At 64.3% G+C, this 14,809-nt stretch carries 14 protein-coding genes; 1 reads left to right on the top strand and 13 read right to left on the bottom strand.

Going from position 1 to position 14,809, the window contains the following annotated elements:
* Positions 1–29: 29 nt before the first annotated feature.
* From yqeB to AArcSl_RS12615, 9 genes are all read right to left on the bottom strand, one after another.
* Complete coding sequence (gene yqeB, locus AArcSl_RS12575; RefSeq protein WP_119819829.1) at positions 30–1,610, bottom strand: selenium-dependent molybdenum cofactor biosynthesis protein YqeB; 1,581 nt, start codon at positions 1,608–1,610, stop codon at positions 30–32.
* Positions 1,607–1,867, bottom strand: coding sequence for a DsrH/TusB family sulfur metabolism protein (locus AArcSl_RS12580; RefSeq protein WP_119819832.1), 261 nt, complete (start codon positions 1,865–1,867; stop codon positions 1,607–1,609). Before AArcSl_RS12580 ends, yqeB begins: the two co-directional genes overlap by 4 nt.
* A gap of 8 nt (positions 1,868–1,875) precedes the next feature.
* Positions 1,876–2,229 (bottom strand): DsrE family protein, encoded by a 354-nt coding sequence (locus tag AArcSl_RS12585; RefSeq protein WP_119819835.1) that lies wholly within the window; start codon positions 2,227–2,229, stop codon positions 1,876–1,878.
* Positions 2,226–2,597: a DsrE/DsrF/TusD sulfur relay family protein gene (locus AArcSl_RS12590; RefSeq protein WP_119819838.1), complete on the bottom strand. Its 372-nt coding sequence runs from the start codon at positions 2,595–2,597 to the stop codon at positions 2,226–2,228. Before AArcSl_RS12590 ends, AArcSl_RS12585 begins: the two co-directional genes overlap by 4 nt.
* A 53-nt stretch (positions 2,598–2,650) precedes the next feature.
* Complete coding sequence (locus tag AArcSl_RS12595; protein WP_119819840.1) at positions 2,651–5,080, bottom strand: xanthine dehydrogenase family protein molybdopterin-binding subunit; 2,430 nt, start codon at positions 5,078–5,080, stop codon at positions 2,651–2,653.
* Positions 5,077–5,580, bottom strand: coding sequence for a (2Fe-2S)-binding protein (locus tag AArcSl_RS12600; RefSeq protein ID WP_119821978.1), 504 nt, complete (start codon positions 5,578–5,580; stop codon positions 5,077–5,079). The genes AArcSl_RS12595 and AArcSl_RS12600 overlap by 4 nt, the downstream gene beginning before the upstream one ends.
* 96 nt (positions 5,581–5,676) lie before the next feature.
* A complete protein-coding gene (ade, locus tag AArcSl_RS12605; RefSeq protein ID WP_119819843.1) occupies positions 5,677–7,377 on the bottom strand; it encodes an adenine deaminase in 1,701 nt (566 codons plus the stop codon).
* A 140-nt stretch (positions 7,378–7,517) separates the two neighbouring features.
* The gene (locus AArcSl_RS12610; RefSeq protein ID WP_119819845.1) at positions 7,518–9,953 is read right to left on the bottom strand and encodes a xanthine dehydrogenase family protein molybdopterin-binding subunit; all 2,436 of its coding nucleotides are present in this window, start codon (positions 9,951–9,953) and stop codon (positions 7,518–7,520) included.
* A 5-nt stretch (positions 9,954–9,958) separates the two neighbouring features.
* Positions 9,959–10,504 (bottom strand): (2Fe-2S)-binding protein, encoded by a 546-nt coding sequence (locus AArcSl_RS12615; RefSeq protein WP_119819848.1) that lies wholly within the window; start codon positions 10,502–10,504, stop codon positions 9,959–9,961.
* 132 nt (positions 10,505–10,636) lie between these two features.
* Between AArcSl_RS12615 and npdG the strand changes: the two genes are divergently transcribed.
* Complete coding sequence (gene npdG, locus AArcSl_RS12620; protein ID WP_119819851.1) at positions 10,637–11,305, top strand: NADPH-dependent F420 reductase; 669 nt, start codon at positions 10,637–10,639, stop codon at positions 11,303–11,305.
* 51 nt (positions 11,306–11,356) lie between these two features.
* Here npdG and AArcSl_RS12625 read toward each other — a convergent pair whose 3' ends face one another.
* The 4 genes from AArcSl_RS12625 to AArcSl_RS12640 all read right to left on the bottom strand — a co-directional run bounded on the left by AArcSl_RS12625 (position 11,357) and on the right by AArcSl_RS12640 (position 14,777).
* On the bottom strand, positions 11,357–11,737 hold the full coding sequence (locus AArcSl_RS12625; RefSeq protein WP_119819854.1) for an iron-sulfur cluster assembly scaffold protein: 381 nt from the start codon (positions 11,735–11,737) through the stop codon (positions 11,357–11,359).
* A 67-nt stretch (positions 11,738–11,804) separates the two neighbouring features.
* A complete protein-coding gene (locus AArcSl_RS12630; protein ID WP_119819857.1) occupies positions 11,805–12,104 on the bottom strand; it encodes a sulfurtransferase TusA family protein in 300 nt (99 codons plus the stop codon).
* Between the two features lie 41 nt (positions 12,105–12,145).
* Positions 12,146–13,474: a 5'-deoxyadenosine deaminase gene (locus AArcSl_RS12635; protein WP_119819859.1), complete on the bottom strand. Its 1,329-nt coding sequence runs from the start codon at positions 13,472–13,474 to the stop codon at positions 12,146–12,148.
* Between the two features lie 70 nt (positions 13,475–13,544).
* Positions 13,545–14,777, bottom strand: a complete 1,233-nt coding sequence (locus AArcSl_RS12640) for a Zn-dependent hydrolase (RefSeq protein ID WP_119819862.1) — start codon at positions 14,775–14,777, stop codon at positions 13,545–13,547.
* Positions 14,778–14,809: the final 32 nt, after the last annotated feature.

Consider the following 14,809-nt stretch of genomic DNA (forward strand, 5'->3'; position numbering starts at 1 on the left):
CTCGGTCACTCGGTCACTCGGTCACCCGTTCATCCGAGCCGAAGCGCGGCCTCGAGCGCTCCGCCACCCAGACACAGCGCCTTGTCGGAGATTTTCTCTGGATCGACGTCCTCGCCGCGCGGATCGACGTCCCCTGCCTTCTCCCCGTCTTCGAGGACGACCCCGTCGTGGACCAGTCCGCGAATCAGTCCGTCGATCTCCGTTCGTACGGGTTCGTCCCCGACGGTGCCGACGACGTCGTCCGCCTCGACGAGGTCGCCGATTTCGGCGTCCGATTCGAAGCGCCCGTCGGTGGGTGCACGGAGCACGCGTTCGTGGGTGTATCCTCGTCGCTCGCCCGGTTCCCCGTCGTAGGGGCTGGCGGTCCCCTCGTAGATGACCCGACCGAGTTCGTGTCCCCTGTCCGTCTCGACGACGGCGTCGACGTCATCCCCCGCCTCGAACCCGGGGCCGAGTCCGATCACGACGTCTGCGTCCCCGCGTCGCGTTCCAGTGTCGTACTTCCCCTTCGCCATGATCGCGTCGACGAGGACCTTCGCGTCGAACTCCTCGAGCAGTTTCGCGTCGGGATCCTCCAGGACGGGGACGTCCCCCTCTTCCAGCACGGCGAGGGCTTCCTCGACGTCGCCGGCCCGCCGGGCAGCCACCCCTTCGATTTCGACGTCCGCTTCGTACATCGCGGAGGCGAACGCGACGGCGCGGCGAACCACGGTCGGCTTCGCAACTTCCGTGACCACGACCGGATACCCCGCCTGGTGGAACCGGTAGGCAACGCCGCTGCCGAGGTCCCCGCCGCCACGAATCACGACCAGGTCGTCGATGTTCAGCCGAGTGGTGGGTTCCGCCGATGCGTCGTGACGGACTACGTTTATCTCTGCGAGAATCGAAAGCGCGATGTCCTCGGGCGTGCCGCCACCCAGATCCAGGCCGATCGGTGAGCGGACGCGAACGAGGTCGGATCGATCGTACCCCTCGTCGTGGAGGGAGTCCATAATCCGTTCGGCCTTCCGGTCGCTGGCAACGATTCCGACGTAGCCGGCGCCCCCATCGATGGCGGCGGCGGCTGCTCTCCCGTCGAAGGTGCCGCTCCGCGTGGCGACGGCCACCGAGGCGTCAGCTCCCATCGGCTGTTCCCGCAAAACCTCGCCGTAGTTCCCCCGAATGACGTCGACGCTGTCGGGGAAGTCTGCTGGGTCCGAATACTCCTCGCGATCGTCGACGACCGTTACGTCGTATCCGAGCTGCTCACCCATCGTCGCCAACTCCTGGCCGATGTGGCCGCCGCCAGCGACGTAAAGCCGCGATGGGCCCTGGATCCGGTCGATGAACACGTCCATCGTACCGCCACAGACCATGCCCGTGTTGCCGCCGGGGTCGAGTTCGTACTCCCGAACGCCCGGCTCCTCCCTGCCGGTCAGCACGTCCCGCGCGGCCTCGATCGCCAGCGCTTCGACGGTGCCTCCCCCGATCGTCCCGTACTCGTCTTCGGGTGTGACGACCATCCTGGCACCGACATCACGGGGGGCGCTCCCCTCTTTCCCGACGACAGTGATCATCGCCGCTTGCTCGCCGTTCTCCAGGAGGTCGACGGTGTCGTTGAAAACCTTCATACGAAACTTTTCACCCCATCTTCGATAACGAGGCGCATCAATCTGTCGTACGTGATCGGTTCGATCTCGGGCGGGAGGTCGACGCCGCGAACTTCGACGTCCCGTTCGACGGCGTACACCGGAACATCAACTGCCGGAACGGATTCACCCGGTTCCAGCAACACGCCGTCCTGTATCAAGACGAGTGTGACCTCCTGGTTCCCCTGGGCGGTTCTGAACGCAACCTCCGCAGACGGCTTGTCGACGAGGTAAATCATTGGTTGAATCAAAACGTGAGCACGTGGTCCGCTTTTTCGAACAGTTCGGCAACCCGATCCTCCGTGAGAACGTCGATGTCGTCGTCGACGTCCTCGGCGTCGATCCCCCTGCTGTCGAGCGCCCCGGCATCCACCGCAAGGTTGCCGTCCTGTTCGACGAGTCCGGCGACATGGCCGTCCATGTCCAGCGCGTCCCTGTCGGCGGCTTCTCTTGCGGCGTAGACGCTGTCCTCGGTGAACAGGACGGTCACGTCGTGCCGGTCGAATCCGGAAGCGACGCCGTAGGCTGCCCGGATCCCCTCCGGCACGTGAACGCGCCCGTACGGTGCCCGCGTCAACGCGACGACAACCGTGCGCTTCAAAGCGAGATCACCCTGTCTGCCTCCCCGAGCAGATCGGCCAGATCCGACAGCAGTCCGACCTCGATCCCTTCGGGATAGGCCGTGTCGGGATCGATACCACGGGCGTCGATACAGAGCCCACAGCAGATCACCTCGGCGCCGGCCTCGATCAGTTCCTGGAACTTCTCCGTCGGCATGTCGCCGTAGAGCCCCTCCGTCGAGCCGTCCGGAAACTCCTGGCCGTCGATCGGGACGTAGATCCCGTCGAGGTAGTGAAAAAAAGTCACGTCGTGATCGTCCGAAAGCGCCGCCCGGCCCAGTTCGTAGGCCGTTCTCCACCGCTGGCTGTCGAACGGTCCCCCTGTAAGCACGATACCTACGTGTGACATAACGGGATATTAGTTGCCCCGGTTAAGAATCGTTCGCCGAACCGCCGGCAGTATCAGTCGTCGCGCTCCTCGAGGGCCGCTTTCACGTCTTCGGGTTCGATCGGAAGCGACGTGAGACGCACGCCGACGGCGTCACGGATGGCGTTCGACAGCGCCGGCGCGACCCCGTTGGTCGGTATCTCGCCGATCGATTTGGCGCCGAACGGGCCGGTCGGCTCGTGAGTCTCGACCAGGATCGTCTCCATCGGCGGGTGGTCGGTGGTCCGGGGCATCCCGTACTGGCGGAACCCCAGCGTCTGGGGGTTTCCATCCTCGTCGAACTCCAGCGTACCACTTGTTGCGAACTCCAGGCTCATGTGCTCGCCACCTTCGACCTGCCCTTCCGCCAGTGGCGGGTTGATGGCGACACCACAGTCGACCGCACACACCAGCTTGTTGATCTCGTACTCGCCAGTTCGCTCGTCGACGGTGACATCGACGAACTGCGCGGCGAACGGCGGCGGGCTTTCGTCGGTCGAGTGATGTCCCTTTCCGAGGATCTGTTCGCGCTCGTCGTCGCCGTAGGTCGCCTCGTAGCCTATTTCCTCCAGCGTGACCGACTCCCCGGTTTCCTCGCTGTACACCTCGCCGTCGGCGGTTTCGAGGTTCTCCGGCGACTCGTCGAGCAGCTTTGCTCCCCAGTACAGTAGCCGTTCTCTGGCGTCCTCGGCGGCCTCCTTGACCGCGCGGCCGCTGATGTAGGTCGTCGAGGAGGCGTACGACCCGTAGTCGAACGGCGTGAGGTCGGTGTCAGAAGAGGTGACCACGACGTCCTCGGGGGGACAGCCGAGCACCTCTGACGTAATCTGGGCGAACATGGTGTCGTTCCCCTGGCCGAGGTCGACACCGCCGACCTCCAAGTGGAACGACCCGTCCTCGTTCATCCGGATCTGCGCTGCGCCGAGTTCTTTGCCCGCGACCCCACTGCCCTGTGCGGCAAGGGCGACCCCGACACCGCGGTGGCGGTGCTCGGCCGCAGGCTGTTCGATGTCCTCCCAGCCGATCGCTTCCATCCCCCGGTCGATGCACTCCCGGATCCCACAGGAGCGAATGCGCCTGGCGAAGCGGTCGTTGTCATCGAGTATCGCTGCTATTTTGTCGAGATCGCCCTCGCGGACCGCGTTCCGCTTCCGGAACGCGATCGGGTCATCGCCGATCTCTCGCGCGAGTTCGTCGATGTGTGTCTCCAGCGCGAAGTGACCCTGGGGCGCACCGTAGCCACGCATCGCAGCTCCCATCGGCAGGTTCGTGTGGACCACGTCACCGACGAACCGAACGTTCGGCGTTCCGGCGTACACGGGCATCGACTTCGTCCCCGCGACGCCGGCGACTGTCATCCCGTGGGTGCCGTACGCGCCGGCGTTCGACGTAATGTCGAGTTCGACGGCTTCGAGCTCGCCCCCCTCGTTTGCGGCCGAGCGCACCCGGAGCTTCATCGGGTGACGGAACCGCATCGCGTAGAACTCTTCCCGCCGGGTTACCTCGACTGCGACCGGAACGCCGGCCTTCCGGTGCAGTGCCAGCGCTATCGGCTCGAGCACCATCTCCTGTTTCGCGCCGAAACCCGCGCCGATCCGGGGTTTGATGACCCGAATATCGCGGATCGGGATGTCGAACACGTGTGACAGTTGCCGCCGCGTATGGTTCGGAACCTGGGTTGCCGTGATGAACGTGTACCGACCGTCCTCGTCCGTGTACGCGATCGTCGTGTGCGGTTCGGGGACGCAGTGTGACTGGTAGGGCGTCTCGGCTACTGTCTCGAGGGTGTACTCCTCGTCTGCTTCGGTGATGGCTGCGTCGACGTCGCCGATCTCTCCCTCGAAGTGCGACTCCAGGTTTCGCTCGTAGTCGGCACCCGACTGCTGGTTTTCGACCTCGTCGTCCTCGAACAACCGAGGCGCGTCCGGCTCCGTCGCCTCCTCCACGTCGAGAACGTAATCGAGTTCCTCGTACTCGACGTCGATCTTGCGGGCCGCCCGATCTGCCGTCTCCGTGTCCTCGGCGGCCACCGCTGCGACCGGGTCGCCGACGAACCGGACGTGCTTCCGGAGCACCCGCATGTCCCAGGGGCTCGGTTCGGGGTACGACTGTCCCGAACTGGAATACAGCGTGTCCGGTACCTCCTCGTCGAACGGCGTGAGGACCGCGTAGACGCCGTCCATCGCTTCGGCCTCGCTTGTGTCGACGTCCGTGACGTACCCGTGGGCGACGTCGCTCCTGACGATCGTCGCCTCCGCGAGTTCGGGGAACCGGTCGCGGAAGTCGCCGGTGTACCGCGCCTCGCCGGTGACGATCTTCCGTGCGTCGCTTTTCTCCTCGTCGTTCGTGATCGCGTCGCGTTCTTCGGGATCCGTTCGGTTGTTCTCTGGCTCGTCCCACTCGAGGGGGTGTTGCTCGTCGTCCGACGCGTCGCTCTCGTGGGTCGGCTCGTCGGGCTTGCTCATCGGTTCTCACCTCCGCCGCCGTCGGCGACGATCTTCGATTCCGCTCCCATGCGGTCTGCGGCGTCCAGCACCGCCTCGACGATCTTCTTGTAGCCGGTACACCGACAGAGGTTCTCCGAGAGCGCCTCGCGAACCTCCGCTTCCGTCGGGTCGGGGTTTTCCTCGAGCAACGCCGTCGACCGCATTACCATGCCCGGGATGCAAAAGCCGCACTGGAGCGCGCTGTTGTCGACGAACGCCTGCTGTACCGGATGGAGATCGTCCTGATCGCCCAGTCCCTCGATGGTTCGGACCGACGACCCGTCGGCCTTCGCCGCCGGCACGACACACGACGTTTCGGGTTCGCCGTCCACGAGAACCGTACAGAACCCACAGGCACCGGTGTCACACCCCCGCTTTGCCCCGGTGTAGCCGCTTTCTCGGAGGACGTCCAATAAACTATCCGTTTTCGATGCCTGGAGCGTGTGTTCGGCTCCGTTGATTTCGAGCGTGACTTGCAATTGGATCACCCGGATCGCATCCGCGACCGTTATGCCTCCCGGTTCGAAGCGAGAGCTTAAAAATCCCTTGCGAGAATATCTCACAATTAAAATCCGTCACACTCGCTGGTCGCCGACGACGACATCGACGTGATCGAAGGAGCCGACGTCGACAAGCCCCCTGTTCGTCAACCGGTATTCCGGGATGACTTCCAGCGCCAGGAACGACAGCTCCATCAGTCCCCCCTCGTGTGTCAATCCAATGTCTCGGGCGGCTGATTCGACGGATTCGAAGACGTCCTTCACCGCTGTCAACTGTTGGTCCGACATCAACCCGGCGACCGGAAGTGCGAGCGAGGTCACTTCGTCCGTGGTCGGGTCGTAGGCCGCGATTCCCCCATCGATGCTTCGGAGATGATTCGCCACCCGCGTCATGGCCTCGTGAGAAGCTCCGGCGACGATACAGTTGTGCGCGTCGTGGGCGACGGTCGAACCCACGGCCCCGCGTTCGATCCCCAGCCGGTGGACGAACCCGCGGCCGATCTCTCCCTGGTTGCCGTGACGCTCGATGACGGCAAGCGGGATGACGTCCGCGTCGGTATCGGCCACCAGTGCGCCGTCGAGGCCCTCAGGGGGTGACGTGGTTTCGACCGGGACGGTCGTTTCCATACGGGCAGTCTGTAGCCCGCCGACCGCGTCGACGACGCGAACCGTGACCGGCCCGGAGCCGGCGTGTTCGATCGCGAGGTCTGCAGGCTCGAGTGGATCGAATCGAACGGTGTCGGTTTCGATCTCCGAAGCGGGGGGCTCGTCGGCACCCTCCGTGGGAATGACCTCGCCGTCGATGACGACGTGGTCGACATCCCAGTCTTCCAGATCGGACAACAGTACCAGGTCAGCGGGAACTCCGGGGGTGATCCGGCCGAACGGTAGATCGTAACTCTCGGCGGTGTTTATCGTCGCCATCTGGACGGCCTCGACGGGGTCGACGCCCAGCGACATCGCCTTCTCGACGACGAAGTCGATCCCCCCCTTTTCGACCAGGTCGACGACGTCCCTGTCGTCGGTACAAAGCGAGAGCCGCCTCGTGTCGACTTCCTCGACCAGCCCGACGAGGTCCTTGAGGTTTCTGCTGGCCGATCCCTCCCTGAGGTACACCCGAAGCCCGGCTTTGACCTTCTCGCGGGCCTCCTCGATCGCGATGCTCTCGTGGTCGTTGTCGAGATGCCGCGCGACTTCCTGGAGGTCGCTTCCCGTGACACGCGGGGCGTGGCCGTCCACGGTCATATCCCGCTCGCGGGCCGCCCTGATCTTCCGCATGACAGTTTCGTCACCGGCGAGCACGCCGGGAACGTTCATGACTTCCCCGAGCGCGACCGTTTTCGGTTCGTCCAGCAGGGCTGCGACCTCCTCCGGGCCGACTGCCGCACCCGCGTCCTGGAGGTGGGACGCCGGCACCGACGACGGAACTGTAAACCGTGCTTTGAGCGGAGTGTGTTCCGCGTCGGAAAGCAGTGCCCGAACCCCGTCGGCCCCGAGGACGTTTGCTATCTCGTGGGGATCGTGGATCACGCTCGTCACGCCGCGTGGAACGACAGCGGCACCGTATCGAGGGAGCGTCACCATCGACGATTCGACGTGCATGTGTGCGTCGATCAGCCCTGGCGCCACGTACGCCGTCTCTATCTCGCGCTCTGCCGGACGTTCTTCGAGCGCAACGATCTCCCCGTCGTCGACCGCAACCGCACCGTCGTCGAGCGTTCCCGCGGTCACGTTGACGAGCCTGCCCCGTATGAGGAGGTCGACGGTGTCACCCATGACGACCACCTGCCGTTTCGCCGCAGCACCTGTAGGCGCTGGTATCCAGCATAGTAAATGCTGGAACAACCGCGCACATATAATTTGCCTCCGGGGAGATCGACGGTGGAAAACAAGACCCAAAAACGCCGGGTGCGATCTCAGTCGGAGCGTTCGGATCCGTCGAGGCCGGCCTTGATCTTCTCTGCGGTGATCGGCATCTCCGAGATCCGGACTCCGACGGCGTCCCTGATCGCGTTCGACAGCGCAGGGGGGACGGTGTTCGTCGGGACCTCCGCGACCGACTTCGCGCCGAACGGACCGGTCGGTTCGTGGGTCTCGACCAGGATCGCCTCGATCGACGGCGTTTCGCTGGCCGACGGGATGTCGTACTCGCTGTAGGCAGTGACTTCCGGGCGCCCGTTCTCGTCGAAAGTGACCCCTTCACCGACCGCCATCTCGTAGCTCATGTGATTGGCGCCCTCGATTTGCCCCTCCGCCATGCCGGGGTTGATCGCGACGCCACAGTCGACCGCGACGGCGAGGTCGTTCACTTCGAATTCGCCCGTGCGCTCGTCGACGGTGACGTCGACGAACTGTGCGGCGAACGGTGGCGGGCTCTCCTCGGTGCAGTGGCTTCCCTTCCCGAGAATGTGTTCGCGCTCGTCGTCGCCGTACGCCGCCTCGAAGCCGACTTCCTCCAGGGGCAGCGACCCGCCGGTCTCCTCGCTGTACACCTCGCTGTCGGCGGTTTCGAGGTTCTCCACCGGCTCGTCGAGGAGTTTGCCCGCCCACTCGAGGATCCGCTCTTTGGCATCCTCCGCGGCCTTCTTCACCGCCATGCCGCTGATGTAGGTCGTCGACGAGGCGTACGCGCCGTAATCGAACGGGGTGACGTCGGTGTCGGCTGCCTTGATGACGATGTCGTCTTCGGGGCAGCCGAGCACCTCCGCCGCGATCTGAATCATCGCGGTGTCTGCTCCGGTTCCGATGTCGACGCCACCGACGTGCAGGTGGAACGACCCGTCTTCGTTCATCATGATCTGGGCCGCCCCGAGTTCGTCGCCCGCCACACCGGTGCCCTGGGCCGACAGCGCGACACCCTGGCCTCGATGGAGGTGTGGCTCGTCGGGCTCATCGTACTCGCCCCACCCGATCGCCTCCATGCCGCGCTCGATACATTCGTCCAGCCCACACGAGCGGATTATCCGATCGGCGCCTTCCCCGCCCATGGCTCCGGCGATCTCGTCGACGTCTCCGACCTCCATGTAGTGTTTCTGTCGGAACGCGATCGGGTCGAACCCGAGATCCCTCGCGACTTCGTCGAGGTGCCCCTCGACTGCCAGGGTTCCCTGCGGGGCGCCGTACCCGCGCATCGCGCCCGTCTGCGGGGTATTCGTGTGAACGATGTCCGCAACGAACCGCACGTTGGGAACCTTCGAGTACATCGGCAGGGGCTTTGCGCCGACGTTGCCGGCGACAGTCATCCCGTGGCTCCCGTACGCCCCGGTGTTCGAGAGCGCGTACAGTTCGATCGCCTCGATGTCGCCGTCGTCGGTAACCGCGGTCCGGGTCCGGAGTCGCATTGGATGGCGCCGCCGCATGGCGTGGAACTCCTCTTTCCGACTCGCCTCGTACATGACGGGCCGGCCGATCGCGAGCGATAGCGTCATCGGAATCGGCTCGATGACCATGGCCTGTTTGCCGCCGAATCCACCGCCGACGCGCGGCTTCTTGACCCGGATGTCCCGGATGGGAACGTCGAAGAGGTGCGCGAGCTGCCGGCGCGTGTGGTTCGGCACCTGGGTGCTCGTGATGACCACGATGCGGTCGTCCTCGTCGGTGTACACCAGGGACGTGTGTTTCTCCAGTTGAGCGTGGACCTGCGGGCTCGATTCCCACTCGGTTTCGTGGACGTGGACGTCGTCACGCTCGAACTGCTCGCGGGCGTCCCCGAGTTCGCCCTCGATGTGCGACATCCGGTTCCGCTCGTAGTCGTGTCCGACGATCTTGTTTTCGACCTCGTCGTCGTCGAACAGTTGCGGGGCATCGGGATCGAACGCCTCCTCCGGATCGAGCACGTAGTCGTACTCCTCGTACTCGATGTCGACCGTTTCCGCCGCGCTATCGGCGGTTTCCTGGCTTTCGGCCGCGATAGCCACGATCGGATCGCCCACGTACCGGACGGTCTCGTTGAGCACGTTCATGTCCCACGGACTCGGCTCCGGATACGACTGTCCCGCGCTGGTGTACTTGTTGTCGGGGACCTCCTCGGACCACGGGGTGAGCACGGCGAGGACCCCGTCCATCTCCTCGGCCTCCTCGGTGTGTATCTCCGTCACCTTGCCGTGAGGGATCTCGCTTCGGACGACCGCCGCGTGCGCCAGGTCGGGGAACTGCTCTGCATAGTCTGCGGTAAACTTCGCGTCGCCCGTGACGAGTTTGGGATCGTCGTACTTCGGCGGCGACCGCGAAACGCTCAGTCGTTCCTCCGGGTCTTTGCGGTTGTTCTCCGATTCGTCCCACTCCAGCAACGGCTCTTCTGCGGTCACTTCCTCTGCTGTACCGCCGTCGGACACTGTATCGTTGTCATCCATGGGTCTCACTCTCCGGTCGTGTGTTCGGTTCCCGTTCGGGACGGTTCGTCGTTCGTCTCGGCCACACCGCCGTCCGCCACGACGGTCGGATCGTCCTGTAGCCGTTCGGCGGCGTCCTGGATGGCCTCGACCGGCTTCTGGTATCCCGTACAGCGACAATAGTTGTCCGAAAGCGCTTCACGTATCTGCTCTTCGGTGGGCGAGGGTTCCTCCTCGAGCAGTTCGACCGCCTGGATGATCATCCCGGGCGTACAGAACCCACACTGGACCGCGAAGTGGTCCACGAACGCCTGTTGAATCGGGTGGAGATCCCGCTGGGTTCCGAGCCCTTCAATAGTCACGATTTCTCCCCCGTCGACCTCCTCGACGGTCGTGCCGCAGGCCATCTTCGCCTGCCCGTCGATCAGTACCTTCGATGCCCCACACTCTCCGCCGTCACACCCACACTTGACTCCGGTGTATCCGTTGTGTCGTAACGCGGTGGCCAGATCTGCGTCGCGAGGGGCTGAAAGGGTTGTAGATTCGCCGTTGATTGTAAGTTCGGTATTCACTGTGTGTACCTCCTGAATGTAAAGGTGAGTTAGAGACAGGAACACATATAACTGAGGGTGAGTTCCCAGTGGCTCCGGACACGTTAACGGTCATGCGTAACCTCTTTGATAACGGCGCATCATCTATGTCCCATGCGGATCGCGCTACTAGGCGGTACTGGAGACATCGGTGAGGGACTCGCACTGCGATGGGCACACGACACGGACCACACCATCGTCATCGGGTCACGGAACGAGGAGAAAGCACAACAACGGGCCGAGGACTACCGCGAAACCCTCGACGAACGGGACAAAAGCTACGACATCGAGGGGACACGGAACGCGGCTGCAACCGAGGGGGCCGACGTCGTCGTCGTGAGCGTTCCCCCCGAATACGCGACCGATACCGTCGGCGCCGTCACCGACGCGCTCGACGACGACGCCGTCCTCGTCAGCCCCGCAGTCCGGATGAACCGTGACGGTGCGGGGTTCCACTACGATCAACCCGAACTCGGCTCGGTCGCCGAAGAGATCGCTGCAGTCGCCCCGGAACAGATCCCCGTCGTCGGCGCGTTCCAGAACGTCGCAGCCGGCGCGTTGACGAACCTCGACGGTGACCTTTCGGCGGACATCGTCGTCACCGGCGACGACGACGAAGCGAAACAGACCGTGACCCATCTCGCGGAAGAGATAGTCGGGATCCGGGCGCTCGACGGGGGGCCCCTGGCGACGAGCGCGCTGGTCGAAAGCGTGACGCCGCTTTTGATCAACCTCGCGATGAACAACGACGGAATGCACGACCTGGGCGTCAGGTTCCAGTAGCCGACGGACGACGTTTTTTTCCGACCCGCAGTCACTCTTGCCGACCCGCAGTCACTCTTCGAGGGCACGTTGTGCGACCTGTCTGGGGAAAAGCGCACACCGTCTCCGCATCGGACTGATCTCCACTTGCAGGATATCCTCGATCATCTCCTCGCGGTCGATTTCGAAGGCCCGTTGGACTGGTTCACCCTGGAGTTCCTCGGTGAGCATCGAAGCGGACGCCCGAGTGATCGCGCAGCTATCGCTTTCGAACCTGATGTCGTCGATCGAATCGCCGTCGTCCGTGAGGGCGATATCGAACCGGAGCGTATCGCCGCAGTTGGGATTTTCCTCCTCCAGCGAACGGTCCGGATCCGGCAGCCGTCCGGCGTTGCGTGGGTTCTCGTTGTGATCGAGGAGTCGTTCCCGGTATATTTCCGCGGGGGTGCACATCCTATATAAAAGTAGATATCCTGTCGTGAAGAAAGTTATCCCCCCTCCACGGCGTCGACGACGGTCGTCACGTCGACCCGAGCGACGACCCGAGCGACGACAGTTCGGTAACGCGGATCCTGAGGGCGAACTCCCCGTTTTCCCCTTCGGTCGACTCCTCGCTCACGTCGAACCCGTGCGTGAGACAGGCTCGCCGGATACTGTCCTTTGCTGGAGGATAGTCGCCGACGACGACCAGTTCCTCGCCCGGCTCCATCGTCTCGAGCCGCCGGCGGACTTCGCGTACCGGAACGGGACAGACCAGCCCGGTGACGTCCACTTTCACTTTTCGATCTTTGAGCCGCCCGCCTATAACGTTCACGTCCATACCGCTTCACGTCAGCTCCAGTCACGGCTTGATTGCTTGCCTCACGGCTTGACCTGCCTGGCAGACTCGCGTGCGTCCTCGAGGTCGAGATCGATCTCGCCGGCCTCGCGGCGGATCTCGTCGGCGTCGACAGCCGTCACCTCGCCGTCATCCATGAGCACGTCGCCGTCGACCATCGTGAAGACGACGTCGTCGCCGTGTGCCGCAAACACCAGGTGCGAGAGGACGTCGTGCAGTGGTGTCGCCCGAGTGATATCGGTCCGGAGCCCGATGACGTCGGCACGCCAGTCTTCCTCGAGTTTACCGAGTTTCTCGAAGCCTGCTGCCTTCGCGCCGTTGACCGTCGCCATCTCGAAGATGTCCTGTGCCGGTGCGGCTGTCGGGTCGAGGCGGTCGACTTTCTGGAGGAGACTGGCCTGCCGCATCTCGGTGAAGGGGTCGAGCGTGTTGTTACAGGGGGGTCCGTCGTTTCCGAGCGCCACGTTGATCCCCCGGTCGAGGTAGTCCCAGATCGGCGCGATCCCCGACGCCAACTTCATGTTCGAAGACGGGCAGTGCGTGACGTGAGTACCCGTCTCCGCTAACACTTCCCGCTCGGACTCGTCGGTCCACACGCAGTGAGCGAGAACCACGTCCTCGCCGGTCAGACCGACCTCGTCGAGCCAGTGGATGTTGCGCATCCCGGTGTCCGCCTCGACGGTTTCGATCTCGCTTCTGTTCTCGCTTGCGTGGGTGTGGATGCGGACGCCGTCGTATTCGTCGGCCAACTCCCGGGCACCGCGCAGACACTCCTCGGTGCAGGAGACCGCGAACCGTGGCGTCACGGCGTACCGGATCCGGTCGTCGAACGCACCGTGGTACTCGCGGATGAGTTCCTCGGTCTCGTCGAGCGCGCGATCCGTCTCCTCGAGCAGCCCGTCTGGAGACCGCCGGTCCATCAGCACTTTGCCCATCAGCCCACGGATACCGATCTCTCCTGCGGCTTCGAACGCCCGGTCGGCGTGGGCGACCGACAGGTGATCGATCGCGGTTGTCGTCCCGCTCTCGACGAGTTCGAGATAGCCGAGTTTGGCGGCGATCTCCATCTCCCGTTCGGTCAAGGTCGCCTCCATGGGGAGGACGTAGTCGAACAGCCAGTCCAGAAGCTCCGTGTCGTCCGCGATCCCTCGCCCGAGGCTCTGGACGGAATGGACGTGTGCCCCGACCGTTCCGGGCATCAAGACGTCACACTCCACCCGTTCGTGGTCCGGATACGTCTCGACAAGCTCGCGCCGTTCCCCGACTGCCTCGATACGCGATCCCGTCGTGACGAGGGCGCCGTCGGGTATCACTGTCGACGCGTCGGCGACCACTGTTCCGGAGAGTAACATACCATCACCGACAATGCGGGGCTCGATTAAAGGCTTTTCTTCCGGCCGGTTTCGGGATGGCGTCGGCAGTTCACTCCGCGGCTTTCTGTCGAACCACCTCACACAGCACTTCGACCCCCGCGACGACGTCCGACCACTCGGTGAACTCGCTTTCCCGGTGGCTGACACCCTCGAGGCTCGGAACGAACACCATTCCGGTCGGACAGACGTCGTCGAGGTAGCTCGCGTCGTGTCCGGCCCCGGAAACCAGCCTGGTACCCTCGTATCCTGCAGCTTCAATGGCTGCCTCGACCGTTTCGACGCAGTCGGTGTCGAACGTGCGTGGTTCGATCCGCATCAGCTCCTCGAGCCGGTAGTCGATCCCCTCGCGCTCGGCTGCCCACTCGACCTCCCGTCGGATCCGGTCGACCGCCGACGAGACGACGTCATCGTCGTGGGATCGGAGATCGACGGTGAGTTCGACAGTCTCCGGGATGACGTTGATCGCGTCGGGCTCCACCTCGAGGCTCCCGACGGTCCCGACCAGATCCTCGCCCCCGCTCGCGGTGAGCCGGCGGACGGCACCGACGACGTCGCTTGCGGCCACCAGCGCGTCTTCCCGTTCGTGCATCGGCGTCGGGCCGGCGTGGTCGGCCATCCCCTCGAAGGTGACGCTGAGCCACGCGAAACCGTAGACCCCTTCGACGGCGGCGACCGACAGCCCACGGCGTTCGAGCCGCGGTCCCTGCTCGACGTGCAGTTCGAAATAGCAGTGCAGGTCCCGCGGCCGACACGGCTCGTCGCCGGCGTAGCCGATCCGTTCGAGCTCTTCGCCGAACGTGTTCCCCTCGCCGTCCGCACGCGAGAGTGCGAACTCGAGGTCGAAGGCGCCGGCGAAGACGCCGCTGCCGAGCATGTCTGGCTGGAATCGGACCCCTTCCTCGTTGCTCCAGGAGACGACCTCGATAGGCCGCCGGGTCCGTTCTCCGGCGTCGGAAAGTGCCTCGACGATTTCGAGACCGCCCAGAACCCCGATCACCCCGTCGTACTGACCGCCGTTGTACTGGCTGTCGACGTGGGAGCCGATCAGTACCGGTGGGAGGTCGTCGCGTTCGCCCTCCCGTCGACCGAAAACGTTGCCCATCTCGTCGATAGTCACTTCGAGACCGGCCTCCCGGAACCATTCGCAGAGTCTGTCACGGGCGCTGCGGTTGGCGTCCGAAAGCGCCGGACGGTTCACCCCACCCTGCTCCGTTGCACCGATTCGATTGAACTCCTCGAACCGATCGTACAACCTGTCTGGATCGATCTCGACGTCGTCCATACCCGGGTCTCGACGCCGACACCCTTGAACGT

It is taken from the genome of Halalkaliarchaeum desulfuricum (assembly GCF_002952775.1).
GTDB classification, from domain to species: Archaea; Halobacteriota; Halobacteria; order Halobacteriales; family Haloferacaceae; genus Halalkaliarchaeum; species Halalkaliarchaeum desulfuricum.

What these genes read in the sequence shown, in the direction of transcription:
- AArcSl_RS12590 (WP_119819838.1), bottom strand. Translation starts at nt 2,597, where the DNA reads ATGTCACACGTAGGTATCGTGCTTACAGGGGGACCGTTCGACAGCCAG.
- AArcSl_RS12595 (WP_119819840.1), bottom strand. Translation starts at nt 5,080, where the DNA reads ATGAGCAAGCCCGACGAGCCGACCCACGAGAGCGACGCGTCGGACGAC.
- AArcSl_RS12630 (WP_119819857.1), bottom strand. Translation starts at nt 12,104, where the DNA reads ATGGACGTGAACGTTATAGGCGGGCGGCTCAAAGATCGAAAAGTGAAA.
- npdG (WP_119819851.1), top strand. Translation starts at nt 10,637, where the DNA reads ATGCGGATCGCGCTACTAGGCGGTACTGGAGACATCGGTGAGGGACTC.
- AArcSl_RS12580 (WP_119819832.1), bottom strand. Translation starts at nt 1,867, where the DNA reads ATGATTTACCTCGTCGACAAGCCGTCTGCGGAGGTTGCGTTCAGAACC.
- AArcSl_RS12610 (WP_119819845.1), bottom strand. Translation starts at nt 9,953, where the DNA reads ATGGATGACAACGATACAGTGTCCGACGGCGGTACAGCAGAGGAAGTG.
- AArcSl_RS12635 (WP_119819859.1), bottom strand. Translation starts at nt 13,474, where the DNA reads ATGTTACTCTCCGGAACAGTGGTCGCCGACGCGTCGACAGTGATACCC.
- yqeB (WP_119819829.1), bottom strand. Translation starts at nt 1,610, where the DNA reads ATGAAGGTTTTCAACGACACCGTCGACCTCCTGGAGAACGGCGAGCAA.
- ade (WP_119819843.1), bottom strand. Translation starts at nt 7,377, where the DNA reads ATGGGTGACACCGTCGACCTCCTCATACGGGGCAGGCTCGTCAACGTG.
- AArcSl_RS12640 (WP_119819862.1), bottom strand. Translation starts at nt 14,777, where the DNA reads ATGGACGACGTCGAGATCGATCCAGACAGGTTGTACGATCGGTTCGAG.
- AArcSl_RS12625 (WP_119819854.1), bottom strand. Translation starts at nt 11,737, where the DNA reads ATGTGCACCCCCGCGGAAATATACCGGGAACGACTCCTCGATCACAAC.